Below are 19706 nucleotides of genomic sequence, written 5' to 3' on the forward strand. Positions count from 1 at the left end.
GTACTCGGTGGCGAGGATGTTGTTATGTCGTTGACCGCATCTGCTGAGGCTGTGGTGTCGTGCCCGCCGGATCGCCTGGGGGTGTTGTTCGAGGAGTTGGCGGAGTTGGCCGGTCAGCGCAATGCCCTTGATGGGCGCATCGTGCAGATCGCCGCGGAGATCGAGCGCGACGAGTTGTGCGGGGCCACCGGTGCGCGCTCGGTGGCGGCACTGCTGGGCTGGAAGCTGGCCTTGTCCTCGGCCAATGCCCACACGATCACCACGATCGCGGGCCGGCTCGCGGAATTCCCGCGGTGTGCGGCGGGGATGGCCGAGGGTCGGTTGTCGCTGGATCAGGTCGGGGTGATCGCCGCCGGCGCGGGTGCGGGATCTGATGCGCACTATGCGGCGCTGGCCGCGGTGGCCACGGTCAGCCAGCTGCGCACCGCGGTCACACTGGAACCACGACCCGACCCCGAACCCGATGCGGCCCGGCCGGACCCGCAAGCCTCGATCACCCAGAGTTCCGATGAACGCTTCAGCTGCTACCGGATCACACTCCCGCACCTGGATGCCGCGAAGTTCGACGCCGCCTTGGCCTCACACCGCGACGCGCTTGTCGCCGAATGGAAACGCGATCACCCCGATGGTGGGGGCGCTTCGGATCAGCGGCCCCCGCTGCCGAACACCATCGACGCGTTCATGCGCCTGATCGAGACGGGCTGGGATAGTGAGGCGGCCCGCCGCCCGCACGGCCAGCACACCACCGTGGTCGTGCACCTCGACGTTGCCCAGCGTGCCGCGGCGCTGCATCTGGGTCCGCTGCTGTCCGACGCCGAACGCCAATACCTGACCTGTGATGCCACCTGCGAGGTCTGGTTCGAACGCGACGGCGAACTCATCGGCGCCGGACGCACCACCCGGGTGATCAACCGGCGGCTGCGCCGCGCCCTTGAGCACCGCGACCGCAGCTGCGCGATCCCCGGCTGCGGGGCCACCCGCGGCCTGCACGCCCACCACCTCGTGCACTGGGAAGACGGCGGCCCCACCGAACTAGCCAACCTGGTCCTGGTATGCCCGTACCACCACCGGCTGCACCACCGCGGCGTCATCACCCTCACCGGACCCGCCGACCACCTCACCATCACCGACGAGGACGGCCAACCACTGCGCCCAGGATCACTGGCGCGCCCACCCACCCAACCCCCACCCGACGTCCCACCATGCCCCGGACCCACCGGCGAACGCGCCCACTGGTGGTGGTATGACCCCTTCCAACCCCAACCACCCACCAACTAGGTGGTCACCTAAGCCGGGCTCCGTCGGCACGGTACCGCGGCCTAAACAGATTGCGGCATGGATGAATGCGCTGATACACGGGCCGCTAGCCGACGAGCAGGCGACTGTCCGGTAACGGGCCTTCGACCGAACGGACCAAACCGGCACCGGTGATCAGCGGCAGGTCGAGTGCGGACAGCAGTCCGGGCGCGGCCGCGCACACCGCGGGGATGGCGTTGACCATGCGCGAGGAGCCCGCGATGCGCGCACCCAGATCGTGATCGTGGTCCTCGGCCATTTCGAATTCGCAGCGCATAGTCGGCGAGCCCTCGATTTCGACGCGGTAGACACCGCGGCCCGACGCCAGTCCGAAGCCGAGGTCTTTCGGCGGAAGACTGATGTGCGGTTGGGGCCAGTCTCCGGCGATGTCGTCGCGCATCCGCGTCACGTGGTCGACGCCGAAAGTCGGCTTCTCCCCGACGTATCCGGTCAGGGTCGAGCGCATCGCGGCGATCGTTCCGGCCTCGATGTGCCCGGTGGGGGTGTCGAACGACTCGGTCGCGGGGACGCGTTCGTTGCTCTCCTCGATGTTGTCGATTTTGACGCCCAGCCCCGCGGCGAGTTGGTGCAGCACCGGTCCCCAGCCGAAGGTGAATACCCCCGGCTGCGCGGCGAACGCCTGATACTCCGGAGGCTTACCGAAACCGAGGATCTCGTACACCGCCGCCTGGTCCGGGTAGGTGGCGTAGTTGAACATCTCCGTCACCCGCACCGATTCGATGACCCGCGACACTCCGGTAAGCACCAGCGGCAGAACATCATTGGCGAAGCCGGAGTCAATGCCGGTGGTGAGGAACGACACCCCGCCCTCCAACGCGGCCCGGCGCAGCGGATCGGTGAAGGCCCTGTCGACGGCGTCGGGAAAGACCAGCGGCACCACCGAACAGGACACCACGTTCTTACCGGACCGCAGGATCGACACCATGTCCTCGACAGCCTCCAGCGGGCGCAGGTTCGCGCCGGCGGCGTAGACCACCGCGTCGGCGTCGCCCGCGAGCAGTGGCGCCGGGTCCTGGGTGGCCAGCACGCCGACGGGCGCGATTCCGCACAGTTCCCCGGCGTCGCGGCCCGCCTTGGCGTCGCTGTGCACCACGAGATCGGTCAGTTCCAGCTCGGGGTGGTCGATCACGGCCCGCAAGGCGATGACGCCCATCGAGCCCGGCCCCCAGACTCCCACCTTCAGCACGACTGTTCTCCTAATATTAGGACGAGGGTTCTTACAGTTTGGACGGATGCTAGGGAGCTGGGTATGGGTACGTCAACCGCCAAGTCACCGCCCACCGCGCGGGTGATGGACGTGCTTGCCACGCTCGCGGATTCGCCGGACGGGCGAACCTCGGCCGAGCTGGCGAAGACTTGCAGAATCAGCACCTCGACCTGCGCGCTGGTGCTGGCCGAGCTGGAACGCCGGTCCTGGGTCACCCGGCGCGAGGACCGCCGCTTCTGCCTGGGCAGCGGATTGTTCGGACTGGTGCACGGGCTGCGAACGCAGTTCCCCCTGCTGGACCGTGGCCGCGACGCACTGGCCTTCCTGCACCACACCCTCGGCGCGGGCTGCTCGATGTCGAAGATCGGCGGCCGGCACCTGACCACCGTCGACGCGGTGGGCCATGGCACCGACGGCGCGCATGCCGTCGGCCAGCGCTTCCCGATCGATCCCCCGTTCGGCCTGGTCGCGATGGCCTGGCACGACGATGACTTCGTCGCTGCCTGGCTGCACCGGGTGACGCCGCGGCTGACCCGCGACGAAATCGCGCAGCATCAACGGGTACTCGCCGACATCCGATCCCGCGGCTACGGCGCCTGGCGGTTCGACGACACGCACCAGTCGCTGCACCATCGGCTGACTGGGCTGCTCGCGTCGCTGGAGCCGACCGCACACCTCACCCGGCAACTCACCACGCTGATGACGATGGTGACGCTGCAATCCGTCACCGACACGCTTGAGAACGAGTTAGCATCAACAGAATTCGTCGTGCTGCCGATCTTCGGCCAGAACGGGCAGCCGGAGTACCAGATCGAGATCCACCTGGGCGGCCCGGCCGATTTGACGCTGCCCGCACTCGACGCCGCGCTGCAGCACGCGCAGCGACTGCTCGGCGCGCAGGTGTGATTACGCTGAAGTCATGCCTGCCAACTCCGAGATTCGGCGCGCGGCTGACCGGGCTGTCACCACGACGCCGTGGCTGGAATCCAGACATTCGTTTTCATTCGGCGATCACTACGAGCCGGATAACACCCACCACGGACTGCTAGTGGTGAACAACGACGACGTCGTGGCGCCGCGCAGCGGATTCGACACCCACCCGCATCGCGACATGGAGATCGTGACATGGGTACTGGAAGGCGAATTGACACACCAGGATTCGGCCGGCAACCACGGCCTGATCTATCCCGGACTGGCGCAGCGCATGTCGGCGGGCAGCGGGATCCTGCATTCGGAGAAGAATGATTCGCTTACGCAGCCAGTGCATTTCATCCAGATGTGGGTCATCCCCGACGAATCGGGAATACCGCCGAGCTATCAGCAGCATGAGATCGGGCACATCGGCACCGAACTCGTGACCATCGCCTCGGGCATCCCAGGGCGCGACGCGGCGATCTCGCTGCACAACCGCGCTGCGGCCCTGCACGGCGCCCGGCTGCAACCCGGCGACACCGTCACCACCCCCGCCGCCGCCTATCTGCACATCTTCGTGCCGCGCGGCCGGCTGACCCTGGACGGGTCCGATCAACTCGCCGAAGGCGATGCGGCCCGCGTCACAGACGGTGACGGCTCGCGGCTGACGGCGATCGAGCCGACGGAGCTGCTGATCTGGGAGATGCACGCAAAGTTGGGCGGCTAGACCAATAGAGTGGGCGTGACAGACGGGAGCTGGGATGTCGAAAGGCCAACCGCGCCACGCGGTGCCGAATCCAAGGCGAAACGCGAGAGCCCTGAGGACCGTGCGGTTCTGGGCGCTGCCGATCGGCGCCACGCTGGCCCTCATGTCGGCGCTGTGTGCGCTATATCTGGGTGGCATCTTGAATCCCACCACCAACCTGCGCCACTTCCCGATCGCGGTGGTGAACGAGGACGCCGGAACCGCAGGCCCGAAGATCGTCGACGGACTGGTGTCCGCGCTGGACAAGAACAAATTCGACATCCGCGTGGTGTCCCACGACGAGGCCAAACGGCTGCTGGACCGGGCGCAGGTGTATGGCGAATTGGTCATTCCGCCGACGTTCTCGTCGAGTTTGCGCGAGTACGGCGAGAGCGCGGTGATGCCGGCCAAGGCCGAGCGGCCTTCGGTCACGATCTTCACCAACCCGCGCGCCGGCACGCTGGGCGCCGGCATCGCCGGACAGACCCTGAACCAGGCCATGACTGTTGCCAATACCAAAGTAGGACAATATCTTTCGTCACAAGTCGCGGAGCAGACCGGCGGTGCGCCGTTGACCGGAGCGTCGCAGGCGGGACTGGCCAGCCCCATCGACATCAAATCGGCCGTGTACAACCCGCTACCCAACGGCACGGGTAACGGCCTGTCGGCGTTCTACTACGCATTGCTGTTGTTGCTGGCAGGGTTCACCGGCAGCATCGTGGTGTCGACCTTGGTGGACTCATTGCTCGGGTACGTGCCGGCCGAATGGGGGCCGGTGTATCGATTTGCCGAGCAGGCCAACATCTCTCGCTTCCGCACCTTATTGGTGAAGTGGGGCATCATGCTGGTGCTGGCGTTGCTGACGTCGGGTGTCTACCTGGCCATTGCGCACGGGCTCGGCATGCCCATCACGCTCGGCTGGGAGTTGTGGGCCTATGGGGTATTCGCGATCGTCGCGGTCGGCGTGACGTCGAGTTCGCTGATCGCGGTGCTGGGTTCGATGGGTCTGCTGTTCAGCATGCTGGTTTTCGTGATCCTCGGCTTGCCGTCGGCGGGCGCCACCGTCCCGCTGGAGGCGGTGCCGCCGTTCTTTCGCTGGCTGGCCGAGTTTGAGCCGATGCACCAGGTGTTCCTGGGCGTGCGGTCGCTGTTGTATCTCAACGGCGACGGGGAGGCCGGCCTCACGCAGGCGTTGTTGATGACGTCGATCGGGCTGGTGATCGGCCTGCTGGTGGGCGGCATCATCACCCGCATGTACGACCGCAGCGGCTTCCACCGGATTCCCGGCGCGATCGGCGTGGCAATCGCCGAGGTGCACCAATCCCAACACCAGGCGAGCAAGGCCGGTAAGCACGAGAGTTCGAGCCAGGCCGCCGACGCCCAATCCGGCCACCCGGAACCCAGCGAGCCCGATGCCGAAAGCGTAAGCGAGCAAACGTAATTCGGGCGCGGCCTAAGTGTCACACGTTTGTTATTTATGTTGACAGTGTGGCCAATGTGACTGATGCTGTGAGTGTTGCATCCACATAAGGGCCGAAAGGGCTGCCGTGCTGACACGACGCACCAGGTTGCGCCGACTGGCGGCAAGCCTCACGACGATGTTCGCCTGCACCCTGGTGACCGGAACCGTCGCACCGCCTGTCGCGCACGCCGCGGATGCCCGCGAGTTGCTCGCCAGCGCGATCGGCGCCACCAAGGGCTCGTATCTGGTGTACAACTTCGGTCCCGGCCACCCCACGCCGCTGATGGACGCCAGCGGCCGATGGTACGAGATGAACAACGGCGGCCACCTGATGATCATCAAGAACGCGGCCGAACGCTTGGCGCCGCATCTGTTGGTCGACACCCACCGAGGAGACCAGGCGCGCTGCGAGAACAACCCCGGAGCCCGCACCGGCGAAGGCCTGTGGCAGGCCTCCGAGCTCTACGCGCCGCTGCAGGCATGGCAGCGGATGGGGCAGCCGACCATCGCGATCAACGCCAACTTTTTCGACGTGCGCGGGCAGAAGGCGGGTTCGTGGCGTCAGACCGGCTGCAGCTCACCGCTGGGTGCGTTCGTGGACAACACGAACGGGCAAGGCCGCGCCAACCAGGCTGTTACCGGTACCGCGGCCTACCCCGGCAAGCAGGGGCTGTCGGGCGGTGGCGAGAGTTGGTCCTCGCTGACCACGATGATCCTGCCGACCGGTGGAGCGCCGTACGTGGTGTGGCCGCGCAGCAAGAACGACTACGACGCCGCCACCCCGGTGGTCGCCGACCTGCTGAACAAGAATGAGAAGTTTGTTGCGGTGTCCGGGATCGGACTGCTGGCCCCGGGCCAGACCCAACAGCTGCACGACGGCGGCCCCAGCGCGGCCCGCACCGCGTTGGCCTACGTCAAGCAACGCGACGAGATGTACATCTTCGAGGGCGGCAGCTACACGCCGGACAACATGCAGGACTTGTTCCGCGGACTGGGCAGTGATACCGCGATCCTGCTGGACGGCGGCGGGTCCTCGGCGATCGTGCTACGGCGCGACACCGGCGGCATGTGGGCCGGCGCGGGTTCGCCGCGTGGGTCGTGCGATACCCGTCAGGTGCTGTGCGACTCCCACGAGCGCGCCCTGCCCAGCTGGCTGGCCTTCAACTAAATATCCTCAACGGCAACGGTTTTCGCCTCAGCAGCGCCGTACCGGAAGATCAACAGGCTCGCCGCCACCACGGCCGCCGTCAACGCGAACACCGGCGCGATGACGAACCGCGACAGCGTGGCGCCGAGAAAAGCACCGGCGCACATCGTGAAAATCACGCTGAAGCGCAGCTTTTGACGCTCGCCGGTGCCACCGGAGAGCCGACTGTCCAGACCGAGGCTGACGATCGTCGACGTCAAGACGGTCGTCGACAGTTCCTGGATGCCGAACTGGCGGGCACTCGAATGCTGCAGACCGAATGTCACCGTGAGGAAGCCGATCATGATCAGCTTCGTGTTGTCGTGATAGTGCAGCACGCCCGCGCCCGCCAGGATCGACAAGGTAAGCAGCAGCAGGATTTCCGTGGCCAGCACGGTCGTGATCCACGGGCGGGCCCGCTCACCGAAATACCGTTGCAGGCGCCCGCTGAGGATCGTGGTGGTGACGAAGGTGGGCAGCGCCACCGACACCGCCGTCAGGTCGATGCTGGTACGCGGGGCAAGCCAGAAGCCGAGGAAGACCACGTTTCCGGTCATGTTGGCGACGAACACGTGGCCGAGGACCAAGATACTGATCGAGTCGGCCAGCCCGGTCGCGAAGGTCAGCAGCAACAACGCCGCAACGGTGAATCGCTCGGTTACCGGCGACGTGGTGGCCACGGGTGCAGTATATTTCGGCGGTCTCGGTTCGGCCGGACTACGGATGCGGCGTGAGGTCCAGGGAGGTCACGGTCGTCATCCTGGTCACCAGCCAGCGCCCGTTCGCGCGCTTCATGAACAGCCGATAGGACAGGTACTTCAGCGCCGGGATGTCTTTGGTCAGCGGACTGGTCGAGGTGGTGTTGGTGTAGACGATGACGACCGCGTTCGGACCATCGAGCGATTCGACTGCCGCACCGGTGACCTGGGTCCGGTTGGTGATCTTGGCTTGCTTGTTCGGAGCCACGATGGCGTCGACGAATTTGCGGTACTGGGCCTCGAAGTCACCGCTGAGGTAAGCCGACGCACGATCGGCGAGGCTGTCCATGTTCTCCGGTGTGTAGGTCCACAGCGTCGTGATCGCGTTGGCCGCGGTGCGTGCCACGTTGAGTTTGGTTGCCGCCGTGGCGCGGTCAGTCAGATAGGGCTGCACGGCCGCGCCCGCGAAGGCCGCGGAGCCGACGAACACGAGTGCGGCCACCACCACGACGATCGCCATCCATTTGCCGGCCAGCAGTTTGCGGCGCAAGCGGGCGCCCTCTTCGGTCGCCGCAGCGGACTCGTCCGCGTCAGCGTCGGCATCGGACTCTTCGGACTTCACCGTGTCGGTCTCTTCGGCTGATTCCGTTGCGGTGACAGTGTTTTCGTCGTGATCAGCGGCGTCGTCGGAGGCCGCCTCGGCGGTCAGATCACCTGCAGCAGGCTGCTTATCTTCCACTGATTCCCTTCCCGCGTAGCAGTTGCCGTCCAACGGTTGGTGTTCTCGAATACCTGTTTTTGATCCGGCGACTTGGACGTGACCTCGGTCGCCACCATGACGGTGGCGCTGCCGTCGTCGTTCCACCGTTCCACGGCGGCGCCGAGGATGGTGCCGGTGGCGGGTTCCGCACGCGCAACCTGCAACAGGATCTCGTTGGCCTTGTCGTGATACTGCTTGGCGAAATCGCCTGTGGCCTGAGCCATTATCCGCATGACGTAGTCGTTGGCGTGGTAGGGGTCAAGCGAGGTGAACTGCGTCATGAACCCCGTCACGTAGTTGAGCACCTCGCGGGTCTTGGAGGCGTCGTGCTCACGAGATTCGTGGGAGACCAGCATCAGGGTGCACAGCGTGATCGCCGCCGTCGTCAACACCGCGGCGACCGTGCTCGCGACGGGTAGCTCCCACCGCCGGCGCTGCGTCTGCGGATCCGTCGCGACCAGCAGCGCGCCCTCGCCGGGCTCAAACCTGCGGCGGGGGCTCATTTTCCGTTCCCCGGTGGTTTCGGCTTGGTCAGCACGGTGAGGTTGTCGACCAGCCAATGGCCGCCAGCGTCCTTGACGAAATTCACCCGGACGGTCGCGGTGATGTAGCGCTCCTGGGGCGCCGCGCCGCGCCGGCCCTGCATGAACAACAACATCGTCGCCCGATCCGGCGACGCCGATTCGATCGAGCCGTCGGTCACCCAGTACTCGTTGATGACCGGGTTTCCCTTTTGGACGATGTCCTGCTGCGCCTTGAGCGGACCGCGGTAGTTATCGGTCGCCAGCGACTGGGCCCGCTTGAAATCGTCGGACAGCGTCTTCGGGTCGTAGGTCAGCATCTGCGCGACGATCTTCGGCCCCTGTATCGAGATCTCGGCCCGCGTCTGGTCGGTCTGCTGATCGCGGGAGTAGACCACCTCGTAGCTCACGGCCCCGCCCGCCACGCACAGTGCGGTCGCGGTGAGCACCGCGATGATCGTCCAGCGCCGGATGATGTCCGGCCGCGGCGGCCGCGAGCCTCGCACGGCCGTGCGCAGCAGCATGTCGGCGAACGTACGGCGCTGCGAATCCCACAGCGGCCAAAGCCATCCCACCACCGACACGGTGTCGAGCAGGTGCGCGAGATCGCGCAGCAGCAGGCTCCAGGCGCCGATGACGGAGCCGTCACGGTGTCTCACCGCGATTCCACACAGAGCGCGTCCCAGGCTGCAGCCGTAGATGGTCGGCAGCAGCAGCCGGTTGACCAACATCGCCAGGATGGCGATGCCGAGGACGCAGACGCTCAGCCACCACCACACGCCCTGCGGCGGCACGGTGAACGACACCAAGGCCATCGTGGTCGCCACCGCGGCGGCGGGCAGGACGTCGACGGCGAACGCGCACACGCGAATATGCCAGGGCGCCAAGGCATTCTCTGATGACACTTGGGGGGCCGTGGTCTGAGTTTCCTCGACCACCAGCGTCACTTCGTCACCTGGTCGAGCCTGGCGATCCGGTACTGGCCTTCGTCCAGCGCCATTCTCACCCGAAGCCGATAGCCAGTCTCGTTCTGTGATTGATCGGCCACCACCTGGACGCGCATCGCCACGAGCACGTCGATCGAACCGTCTTTGTTGTTGCGCTCGACCGCTCCGCGGACATCGGAGACCTGGACGTGGACGTTCGCGGACTGATAAGCCTGCACGAGCATGCCGGTGTAGACCATGGCTTGTTCACGGAAGGCGTCGGTCCCGCATTCGATGATCTTCTGCTCGCTGGCGATCATCGCGTTGGTGTCGGGCGCCTGCGTGGCCGACACGCACTCGATCGCCGCCTTGAGCGCCGCGGCGTTGTTGCGCGCGATGGCCTGGCTCTCGTGGTGATACCGCATCGCCAGGTAACCGCCGGTGCCGACGGCACCGGCCAGCAGCACCAGGGCCGCCGCGATGCCGGCCAGCCATCCGCGGCCCAGGGCCGACGGGGGGCGCGGTTGCGTCTGCGCCTCGGTCGCGTCCTCGCCGTCGGTTTCCGGCTGTTCGGCATCGTCGGCCGCTGGCGCGGCGTCAGTGGCGGGCTCGGGCTGCTCCGCGGCGGTCGCTTCCGGGGCTTCGGGTTCCGGCGCGGCTTCGGGTTCGGCTGCTGCCGAATCCGGCGCGGTCACCTCGGGCTGATCGGCTTCGGCCTCGGGGCGGGTCTGCTCGGCTCCGACCTCGGATTCTGGCGAATCCTCGGCCGTCACCTCGGGGTTTGTCTCGTCGGTGACGTCGTCCGATTGCTTCGGCCGTCTCCGACGTAGACGACTAAGCATCGACATCGGTGGTGGGTTCAGCCGGCTGGTGCCAGCATCTCCTTCCATCCGTCGTCTCCTGTTTTGGTCGAGTTTTCGACGGAGTATTTGACGCCGTCGGGCCCTACCAGTTCACCGCTCTGGGGACTGTATACCGCCGAGGGAGGTCCAAAGGGCGTGTAGACACACGGGTTGGGCTGCTGTCCGTTGCACTGCACGGTACCTTGCCCCGGTCGGGTCAAGGGGTCACTGGTCGGCGGTGGCGTCCCCGCGACCCGGTCCGACGGTGCCGGGTTCATGCCGTTGTTGATCGACGGCGCGGGTATCACCATGCCCGGGCGCACCGACTGATCGCATCGCGCTCCCGGCGCCGGGCAGGTCAGAATCTGGTTCGGGTCACCGAACCAGGGGTTCGTCCCGGCGGGAACGTAGGGCCTGGGGTCGCGGCACTCACGGGGCGTGGCCGCCCGCTTGCCGGGAATGTCGGTACACGGGATGTTGCGCGAGCCACGCACGCTGTTGGCCGGCGTATCCATCGGAATCTTGCAGTAGGTGCCCGACGGCAGCGGCTGCATGCTGGTGTCGGCCGGCGCCCGCCACTCCGGCGCGGGAATGAAGCCGGTCAGACACGGCGGCGGCTGGTTGATCGACAGTGCCAGGTCGAGTGCGGCCTGGTTCGGGAACGGCGCGGCCACCGTCTGCGCGATCGATGCACCCTGCGGCAGGAACACCAGCACCTGCTCCACCCCGGTGTGGTAGCGCTTGAGCAGGTCGAAGACGACCTCGAGATTCGCCAGCGTCTGCGGCAGCGACTCCCGGACGTCGCTGAACACGTCGTTGACCTGATCGGCGGTCGGCGCCGCTTGCGACAGAATGCTTTTCACGTTCGCGTCGCGCTGCGCGGACTGCGCGGCCAGCGTATTCAGGTTGCGCGCCCAGCGCTCGATCGCGTCATTGGACTTCACCTGGCTGTCCAGCACCGGTCCCGAGTTCACGATGATGTCGTTCACGTTGGTGATGTTGGTCTTGAAGTCGCCGACGATCGCCTGCGTCGAGTCCACCAGGCGCTGCAACGCCGGGCCCAGGCCGCCGACCGACTCCGCCGTCTCGTCGAGCAGCTTGCCGATCTTGTCCTTGGGCAACGCCTCGAGCCCGCGGTTGGCGGTGTCGAGTGCCGGACCGATCTCGGCCGGCACGGTGCCCTTGGAGATGGTTTGCCCGTCGGCGAGGTACTTCCCGGGGCTGCCCGACGACACGATGTCCAGATACTGCTCACCGACCGCCGACACCGAGTGCACGTTCGCGACCGCGTCGACCGGGATCTTGTATTGGCTGTCGATGCTCATCGTCGCTTCGGCGCCATGGTCGGTCGGCTCGACGTCGGTGACCTTGCCGATCGTGATGCCGCGATAGGTCACGTTGGCCGTGGGGTACAACCCGCCCGACGCCGGCAGCTCGGCCTTGAGCGAGTACCGGCCGATCCCCATCAAGCTGGGGACCTGCAGGTAGTAGATGCCGAGCACCAGCAACGAGACGACCGTAAGGACCAGGAACGCCCACAGCTGGCGTCGAATGAACGGGGTCAGCAATTCCGGTCCCCCCTTTCCACCAGCGGACCGCCGGGCGCGTCATTCGGGTTCGGCGTGTAGCGGACGTCGGGGATCATCGTCTCCGGGTCGCGGCCGAACGACTGCTCGAGTGCCCGCAGCGCGCCCGACAACCCGGTTCCGGTGAGGAACGCGTTGTCGACCGAGCTGTAGGTCACGTCCAGCGTCAGCGAGATGTTCACGTAGTCACCGCGGAACATCTTCGGGACGGTGTCGATGTCGAACGGCTGGGTCAGGATCAGCTTCAGCGCGCCGATCAGGTAGGGCGAGGAGCGGCCGAGTTCCTTCAGCGGGCATTGCAGCGCCTGCAGATCGGTGTGCAGCGGGCCGCGCGCCTCCGACAGGTACTGATCCGCGGCCCCACTGAGCCGGCCCACCGAGTCGACGGCGTTGATCAGCAGATTCCTGGTGTCGGCGAAATGCTTGATCAGCGGCGGGATGTCGGTCAGTACTCGGTCGAGGACGTCCGAGCGACCGCCGACATAGACCAGCAGCCGGTTGGTGGAGTCGATCGCGTGGGTGATGTCATCACGCTGCTGATTGAGCTGGGCGGTGAAGGTGTCCAGCTTGCCGATGAAGGAGCGGATCTGCTCCCCGCGCCCGTGGAAGATGTCGTAGACCTCGTTCTGCAGCACTTCGAGGTTCGGGATGCCGCCACCGCGCAGGATCAACGACAGGCTGGCCAGCGTCTGTTCGGTGGTGGGATACGACGACGAATTCTTCAGCGGAATGGTGTCGCCGTTACGCAGCAGCTCCGACGACGGGTTCGGCGGCGCGGCCAGCTCGACGTGCTGGGAACCCAGCAGCGATGTCTGGCCGATCCGCGCGATGGCGTTCTTCGGCAGCTTGACGCTGCTCTTGACGCCCAGCGTCAGCGTCGCCACCCAGTTCTTCAACTCGATCTTCTTGATCGACCCGACGAAGACGTCGGCGACCATCACCTTGCTGTTGCCGTTGATCGCCAGGGTGTCCGGTACCTGCACGTAGATGGTGTAGGAGCCGGGGCCGTCTCCGGGACCGCCCGGAATCGCCACGTTGGAGATGCCCCGCCAGCCACACGAGCTCAGCACCATGGCGACGACCAGCAGCACCATGCCCTGCCAGGCCCGGTGCCGGATCAGGCTCGACCCTATCCTCACTGGCCACCCCCGAAGTCAGGGCCGGACGGCGGCCCACCGGCGTTAGGTGCCACGGCTACCACCGGCGCGGGCGTCGGGGCGACGGGACCCGGAATCACGCCCGGTCCCGGCGCCGGCGGCTGGATCGGCGTCGGCGCCCGCAGCCCGATGGGCGGCAGGATCGGGTTCTCGTCGTAGGCGTTCGGCGGGCCCGGCGGCGTCTGATATTGGGATTGAACGGGCTCGATATTGGGACCGCCCATCAGCTCCTCAAGCGATTCCGGTGTCATCAGGCCCGCGGTGATCGGCCCGACCTGCTGGCCTTGCATACCCGGCGCAACGATCCAGCCTTGCTGGGTGTTGCGGTGCGAGGTCGGCGTATCGGGCACCCAGATACCCGGGACGGTGGTGTCCTTGTAGCCGTTGGGCGGGTGCAGCCGATCTTCGGAATAGGCGACCTGCTTGGGCAACGTCTCGGCGGTGCTGAACAGGTTCAAACCGAACGGCAGATAGTTGAACTTGATCGCGTCCAGGATCGGCGCCAGGTATTGCGCACACAGCTCGGCGGATTCCTGGTAGCCGAGGCGGCTGCCGGCCTGAATCGAGCTGCAGATGAACTGCATCGGGTTCGCGAAGTTCGTGATCGCCGGAATGGCGACCACCGAGCCGTGCGACGGGTGATAGATCTGGTTGATGTTGGCCGCCGCCGTCGGCAGCACGTGCAACGCGGTCTCCAGCCCGTTCAGCGGCTCGGGTTGCAGCAGCGTGTTCGTCGCGGTTTCCAGGTTGTTGACGTCGGTGGTCAGCACCTCGCGGTTCTTGTCCAGCCACGGGCGCACGGTGCTCAGCAGGCTGTCGAACTGCTGCAGTGCATTGTTCAGGGCGCCGTCATCGCTGGCCAGCCGGCCGGTGACGTCGGCCAGGTTCTGGTTCAGCGCGACGAACTGCGCGTCGTCGGCATGCAGCGCGTTGACGAACAGCGCCAGGCTGCGCACCACCGCGAAGAAGTCGCCGCGGCCCTCGTTCAAGGCGTTCAACGCCGACGACAAGCTGTTTAGCGCGGTGTTGATCTGCTTGCTCTTGCCTTCCAGGCCGTCGGCGAACGACGAAATGACCTCACCGAACGGACCCGTCGGCTGTTCCTTGGTCGGACCCAGCTTCGAGATGATGTTGGTGATGCTGTTGCGCAGTTCGTCCCACTCCACCGGCACCTGGGTGCGCTCTTCGGGAATCACCGCGTTGTCGCCCAGCACCGGTCCGCCCTTGTACGGCGGCTCCAGCTGGATCGCGCGCGAGGCCACCAGGGTGGGGTTGAGGATCACCGCCGAGGCGTTGGCCGGGACCTTGTACTTGTTCTCGTAGTGGAAGGTCACCTTCATCTTGTCGCCGACCGGCTCGATGCTGTCGATCGAGCCCACCCGCAGGCCCATGATCTGGACCTTGTCCCCCTTGTAAAGGGCGTTCGCCGCCGGGAAGTAGGCGACGACGGTGTTGTTGGTCAGCTTCTCGAACAGCCGGTAGCCGACATACCCGACGACCAGGGCGACGACAATGACCAGCGCTCCGATGATCGCCGTCGTCCGGGAGAACTTCGGTAGCCGGACGTTGCGGACGTCAAAGATGGTGCTCAATTCTGGCTACCTCCCGTGACACCACTACCGCCCGAACCGCCGGGGTTGATGAACGGCGCCGGCAACTGGTTCCCCGGTCCGGGCGGGGCCGGGGGACCCGGCGGCAGACCCGGAGCGAAGGTCGACGGCGGCGGCACCGGGCCGGCCGGTCCCAGGTTCTCGGTGCGCGCGCCCGGCGGAGCCTGGGTCGGCAACGGCACCGGCGTGCCCGGAACGTTCGGCGGCGGATCACCCGGGCGCCCGGCGATATTGATGCCGGGCGTGGGCGGCAGACCGTCCGGGTTCGGCGGCGACGTCGCAACGTCGACCGGCGCGGGGAAGCCGGGCCCGCCGAAGGGACCGGTGGCCGCACCCGCACAGGGCAGCGGGTTCCACGGCCGCGGCAGACCCTCGTCGCCGACGGTGACGTTGCCACCGGGGTTGGCCGGCGTGTAGGAGCACGGCGATCCGGGCGGGATGGCCGGTCCGGGGTGCTCGGGCGTGCCCTCCAGCACCGGCGGTGCCGGCGGCGGCGCGCCGTTGGGGAACCGGGTGCCGTTCGGGTCGGGCCAGCGGTATTCCGGCAGACCCGCACTGCGCCAGAAGTTCTCCGGGTCGATGCCGCGCTTCTTGAAGGCGGCGTCCACCCACGGCTGGATGATCTGGTAGAGCGCCAGGTTGTGCAGGACCACCTTGAAGAACGGTCCCGACGCGATGGCCTCGTTCAAGGACGGCAGGAAGTGGCCGACCTCGGTCAGACCCGCTGCCACGTCGTCCTTGCGCTCGACCAGGATCTTGCTGATCGTGCGCAGCTGCTCGAGCACGTGGTTGAGGTTCGGGTTGTCGTTGATCAGGCCCCTGACCTGTTCGGAGAACGCGGCGATGTTGCCCAGCAGGGCGTTGATCGCCTGCCCGCGCTCGTTGAACGCGGCCAGCAGCGTCTTGGCGTTGACCAGCAGGCGGTCGACTTGCTCACTGCGGTCGCCCAGCACGCTGGCCACCTGGTTGGCCTGGGCGAGCAGGTGCTTGACCTCGGCGTCGCGCTTGCCGACCGTGTCGGAGAACTTCGAGACGCCCTCGAGCGCCGCACTCAGGTGCGGGTAAGTCTGGTCGATGGTCTGCGACAGCACGTGCAGCGATTCTTTGACCGTATCGATGTTCCAGCCGGAAGCGGCCTTGGTGACGTCGAAGAACGCGTCGTAAATCTGATACGGCGTGGTGCTCTGGCCCAGCGGCAGCGAAGCGCCGGGCTTGAGCTGCTGGTTGCCGCGCGCCTCGATCTCCATGACCTTCTTACCGAGGATGGTGTCGGTGCGGATCGCCAGCCGGCTCTCGGTGCCGATGGTGTTGGTCCCGATCGAGAACTTCATCACGATGTGGTCGCCGTCGATCTTGAGGGCCTCGACCTTGCCGACGTCCATCCCGGCGATACGCACCTTGTCACCGACGTTGATCCCGCCGGAGTCGGTGAACTGCCCGTAGTACGCGGGCCGGGCCATCAGGATCGGCACACTGGTGAAGCTTTGCCCGACGCCGATCACGAGCAGCGTGACCACGATGCCCATCAAGCCGATCCGAAGCCGGTTCGGAGGTTCCAGCGTTCTCATTGCGGCGTGCACCTACCCGTCGGCTGCTGGAAGAGCCGGACCGTGCGGACCGGACCACCGCCCTGCAGGCCGTTGATCTTCAACGTGATGTCGCAGGCGTAGAAGTTCACGAAGTCTCCGTACGACCCGATCGCGCGCCCGATCATGTTCAGCGCGCTCGGCACCTTCTTGAGGTAGTCCTGCAGTTGGTCTTGCTGGTCGATCAGCGGCTGCTGAATCCCGTCCAGGTAGTTGATCGATTTGTGCAGCAGCGCGCGATCCTCACCGAGCAGATCGGCCACGGTGCCGGCCGCATTGCTGATGTGCGCGGTCCCGCCGGCCAGCTGATCGCCGTGGTCCTTGAGCCCGGTGATCAGCACCTCGAGGTTGTTGATGGTCTGGTCGAATTGCTGGCGATGCCGGACCGTCGTGTCCAGCACCACGTTCAGGTTCTTGATCACCTCGCCGATCGCCTGGTCACGCTCGCCGATCGCGTTCGTCAGCTGCGCGGTGTTGTCCAGGATGTCGTTGATCGTGCCGCCCTGACCCTGGAACACCGTGACGAGCGCGCTCGCGATCGTGTTGACCTTCTCCGGATCCAGCGCCCGGAACAGCGGCTTGAAACCACCGATCAGCGCGTCGAGGTCGAGTGCGGGCGCGGTGCGCGACAGCGGGATGAAGCCACCCGGCGGCAGCACCTTGTCCGCGCCTTCACCCTCGCCGCGCTTGAGCTCCAGGTACCGGTTACCGATCAGGTCCAGGTAGCGGATCTGCGCCGTCGTCGACTGATATAGCGGAACCGAGCGGTCCACGTTGAACTTCACCCGCACGCGCTTGCCGCTGTCGATCAGCTCGACCGAGTCGACCTTGCCGATCTCCACCCCGGAGGCGCGGACGAACTGGCCTTGCCGCAGCCCGCTGATGTTGCTGAACTCCGCGGTGTAGGCGTTGGTGCGGTCGAACCGCATCTGACCGAACACCACGACGATCATCACAGTGAAGAGCAGCAGCACCAGTGAGAAGATGCCGAGTCGGACGAGCGTACCGGTGATTTTCATGGGTTGATCGTGTTATCCCCTACCTGACGGCCCCACACGTATTCGATTGCGTAGGGCGAACCGGTGTCGAGATGGTTGTACGGCGCGATGCTGTTGCCGGAGTCCATCACCAACTCGGGAGCGGGCCACAGGTCATGCGTGATGTGCTGCCAGCAACCCGGCGCACCGCCCGGACCGCCACGGGCGTTCACCCGCGGCAGGTTCTCGGGATAGATGTAGGGGTTCGGCGCCCCACCGACCACCCCGGCCAGACCGCCGACCAGGCTGGCGATCGTGGCCACCGCGGAGACGGGGTTGGCGAGAAGACCGAGCCCCGACAGCGCTTCGGTGTGGGCGTTCAGCGAGTACCCGTTGCCGGCGAGGAACGAGGCGGCTTTGGGCTCGATGTCGTGGTAGTTGCGCAGGGTGCAGAAGATCGCCGGGCTGTAGGTGTCCAGCAGCTGCGCCGTGGGCACCAGATCCTGTGCGCCCCGGGCCAGGTACGGCCCGCCCTTCTCGAAGATCTCCGCACCGGTGTTGCCGAACCCGGCCGCCGACAGCAGCGCCCGGTCCAGATCCTTCTGTTGCTGATTGATCGTGCGCGACGTGATGACCGCGTTGTTGAGGAAGTCGAACAGGTCCGGCGAGGCGTTGGCGTAGGTGTCGCCGAGGCCGGCCAGCTGCTGAATGTCGTGGCGGATCTGCGGCATCTGCGGGTTGACGTCATCGAGGACCGCGTTGCCGTTGACGATCGACTGCCCGAACTTGTCGCCGAGGCCGGCCAGCGACTGCGCGGCCGCGCTCAGCGTCAGGTTCAGCTTGACCGGATCCACCTTCTCCGCGATCGAGGTGACGGTCTGGAACAACGTGTTGATCTCCGTGGTCACCGAGCGCGCGTCGATCGTCGACGATGGGCCGAGTCGTTGCGGCGACGGGTTTTGCGGCGTCGTCAGCGACACGTACTTGCCGCCGAACACCGTGGTGGCCTTGATGTCGGCGTTCACGTTGGCCGGGATCAGCTTCAGGTACCGCGGATAGACGTCCAGGGTGAACTTGGCCGCCGGCTTACCGTCGCGGACGATCTCGGAGATGGTGGCCACCCGACCGATCTCGACGCCGTTGTAGGTCACCTTCGAACCCGGATCCATCACCAGACCCGCCCGCGATGCCAGCATCGTCAGCTTGGTCTTGGGGGTGAAGTCGCCGCGGAACTGCCCGTAGATCAACACGAAGATCAGCGCGCCGATGACCAATAGGCCGATCCCCGCCAATTTGTAGGGCGGGGTCCGCGCAGCGTTCGTCTTGCCGGGTCGGGTCATGCGCTACACCGTTAAGGCGAAGTTCGGGTTGACGCCGTACAGCGCCAACGCGGCGGACAACACCACAACCTGCACCGAGACCAGCGAGAACCGCATCGAGCGGCCAACGGCCTCACCCACGCCGACGGGCCCGCCGCCGGCGTTATAGCCGTAGAAGCAGTGCGTGATCATCACGACCGCGGTGATGATGATGGCCTCCAGGAACGACCAGAACACGTCGTCGGGGCGCAGGAACGTCCGGAAGTAGTGGTCGTAGGTTCCGTTGGACTGCCCGTAGAGCACCGTCGTGGTGATCTGCGGCGACAGGAAACACATGATCATCGCCAGCGCGTAGATCGGGATGATCACGACCAGCCCGGCCATGAACCGGGTGGTGGCCAGGAACGAGATCGACTTGATGCCCATGACTTCCAGGGCGTCGATCTCCTCGCTGATCCGCATGGCGCCGAGTTCGGCGGTGGCGCCCGCGCCGACGGTCGCGGCCATCGCGATGCCGGTGACCACCGGGGCGGCGATGCGCACGTTGATCAGTGCGGCGAAGAAGCCGGTGAACGCCTCGACGCCGATGTTGCCCAGCGACGCGAAGCCCTGAATGGCGACCAGCGAGCTACCGGACAGCGTGACGAAGCCGACGATGGCGACCGTGCCCCCGACGACGGCCATGGCCCCGGTGCCCATGCCGATCTGGGCGATCAGCCGCAGCGTTTCCTTGCGGTAGTTGCGCAGCGCATGCGGCACGTGCGCGATGCAGATCATCCCGAACCAGGCCATCCGGCCGACGTCGTCGAGGCCGCGGCCGGCGGCACCGCCGTAGCGGTTCAGGTTTTCAGCTGCCCGCGGGAACCGGGCGCGCAGTACGGCGACGTTTGTCATG

General features: G+C 66.3%; 18 protein-coding genes. 5 read left to right on the forward strand and 13 right to left on the reverse strand.

From position 1 onward, the window contains the following. Positions 1-24: 24 nt before the first annotated feature. Positions 25-1278 (forward strand): HNH endonuclease signature motif containing protein, encoded by a 1254-nt coding sequence (locus AAHS21_RS03690; protein WP_342926320.1) that lies wholly within the window; start codon positions 25-27, stop codon positions 1276-1278. An 85-nt stretch (positions 1279-1363) separates the two neighbouring features. Here the strand turns inward: AAHS21_RS03690 and AAHS21_RS03695 are convergent, their stop codons facing one another. Continuing rightward, entirely contained in the window at positions 1364-2503 is a 1140-nt protein-coding gene (locus AAHS21_RS03695) for a dihydrodipicolinate reductase (protein WP_342926321.1), read from the reverse strand. Positions 2504-2566: 63 nt separating this feature from the next. On the opposite strand from AAHS21_RS03695, the gene AAHS21_RS03700 reads away from it, so the two are divergent. The 4 genes from AAHS21_RS03700 (at position 2567) to AAHS21_RS03715 (ending at position 6811) form a co-directional block, all read left to right on the forward strand. Continuing rightward, positions 2567-3430, forward strand: a complete 864-nt coding sequence (locus AAHS21_RS03700) for a MarR family transcriptional regulator (protein WP_342926322.1) — start codon at positions 2567-2569, stop codon at positions 3428-3430. A 13-nt stretch (positions 3431-3443) separates the two neighbouring features. Next, positions 3444-4163, forward strand: a complete 720-nt coding sequence (locus AAHS21_RS03705; RefSeq protein ID WP_342926323.1) for a pirin family protein — start codon at positions 3444-3446, stop codon at positions 4161-4163. Between the two features lie 34 nt (positions 4164-4197). After that, positions 4198-5622 (forward strand): YhgE/Pip domain-containing protein, encoded by a 1425-nt coding sequence (locus AAHS21_RS03710; RefSeq protein WP_342926324.1) that lies wholly within the window; start codon positions 4198-4200, stop codon positions 5620-5622. A 79-nt stretch (positions 5623-5701) separates the two neighbouring features. After that, a complete protein-coding gene (locus tag AAHS21_RS03715) occupies positions 5702-6811 on the forward strand; it encodes a phosphodiester glycosidase family protein (RefSeq protein WP_342926569.1) in 1110 nt (369 codons plus the stop codon). Here AAHS21_RS03715 and AAHS21_RS03720 read toward each other — a convergent pair. The 12 genes from AAHS21_RS03720 to AAHS21_RS03775 are packed head-to-tail and all read right to left on the reverse strand — an operon-like array spanning position 6808 to position 19705. After that, positions 6808-7509 carry a YoaK family protein gene (locus AAHS21_RS03720; protein ID WP_342926325.1) on the reverse strand — a complete coding sequence of 234 codons (702 nt, stop codon included), beginning with the start codon at positions 7507-7509 and terminating at the stop codon, positions 6808-6810. The two genes, AAHS21_RS03715 and AAHS21_RS03720, sit on opposite strands and share 4 nt — an antisense overlap. 37 nt (positions 7510-7546) lie before the next feature. Then, positions 7547-8266, reverse strand: coding sequence for a mammalian cell entry protein (locus AAHS21_RS03725; RefSeq protein WP_342926326.1), 720 nt, complete (start codon positions 8264-8266; stop codon positions 7547-7549). Beyond that, positions 8233-8790 carry a mammalian cell entry protein gene (locus tag AAHS21_RS03730; RefSeq protein ID WP_342926327.1) on the reverse strand — a complete coding sequence of 186 codons (558 nt, stop codon included), beginning with the start codon at positions 8788-8790 and terminating at the stop codon, positions 8233-8235. Before AAHS21_RS03730 ends, AAHS21_RS03725 begins: the two co-directional genes overlap by 34 nt. Further along, positions 8787-9755, reverse strand: coding sequence for an RDD family protein (locus tag AAHS21_RS03735; RefSeq protein ID WP_342926328.1), 969 nt, complete (start codon positions 9753-9755; stop codon positions 8787-8789). Before AAHS21_RS03735 ends, AAHS21_RS03730 begins: the two co-directional genes overlap by 4 nt. After that, positions 9752-10624 (reverse strand): Mce protein, encoded by an 873-nt coding sequence (locus AAHS21_RS03740; protein ID WP_342926329.1) that lies wholly within the window; start codon positions 10622-10624, stop codon positions 9752-9754. The genes AAHS21_RS03735 and AAHS21_RS03740 overlap by 4 nt, the downstream gene beginning before the upstream one ends. Next, entirely contained in the window at positions 10594-12144 is a 1551-nt protein-coding gene (locus AAHS21_RS03745) for an MCE family protein (protein WP_342926330.1), read from the reverse strand. The genes AAHS21_RS03740 and AAHS21_RS03745 overlap by 31 nt, the downstream gene beginning before the upstream one ends. After that, positions 12138-13256: a virulence factor Mce family protein gene (locus tag AAHS21_RS03750; protein WP_342926570.1), complete on the reverse strand. Its 1119-nt coding sequence runs from the start codon at positions 13254-13256 to the stop codon at positions 12138-12140. The genes AAHS21_RS03745 and AAHS21_RS03750 overlap by 7 nt, the downstream gene beginning before the upstream one ends. A gap of 41 nt (positions 13257-13297) precedes the next feature. Next, entirely contained in the window at positions 13298-14911 is a 1614-nt protein-coding gene (locus tag AAHS21_RS03755; protein ID WP_096283819.1) for a virulence factor Mce family protein, read from the reverse strand. Further along, positions 14908-16497, reverse strand: coding sequence for an MCE family protein (locus tag AAHS21_RS03760; RefSeq protein WP_342926331.1), 1590 nt, complete (start codon positions 16495-16497; stop codon positions 14908-14910). The genes AAHS21_RS03755 and AAHS21_RS03760 overlap by 4 nt, the downstream gene beginning before the upstream one ends. Then, complete coding sequence (locus AAHS21_RS03765; RefSeq protein WP_342926332.1) at positions 16494-17534, reverse strand: MlaD family protein; 1041 nt, start codon at positions 17532-17534, stop codon at positions 16494-16496. Before AAHS21_RS03765 ends, AAHS21_RS03760 begins: the two co-directional genes overlap by 4 nt. Then, a complete protein-coding gene (locus tag AAHS21_RS03770) occupies positions 17531-18832 on the reverse strand; it encodes an MCE family protein (protein WP_342926333.1) in 1302 nt (433 codons plus the stop codon). Before AAHS21_RS03770 ends, AAHS21_RS03765 begins: the two co-directional genes overlap by 4 nt. Before the next feature lie 3 nt (positions 18833-18835). Next, on the reverse strand, positions 18836-19705 hold the full coding sequence (locus tag AAHS21_RS03775) for an ABC transporter permease (protein ID WP_096283811.1): 870 nt from the start codon (positions 19703-19705) through the stop codon (positions 18836-18838). Between the last annotated feature and the right edge of the window lies 1 nt (position 19706).

Origin of the sequence: Mycobacterium sp. 050272 (assembly GCF_039023525.1) — a bacterium.
GTDB lineage: Bacteria > Actinomycetota > Actinomycetes > Mycobacteriales > Mycobacteriaceae > Mycobacterium.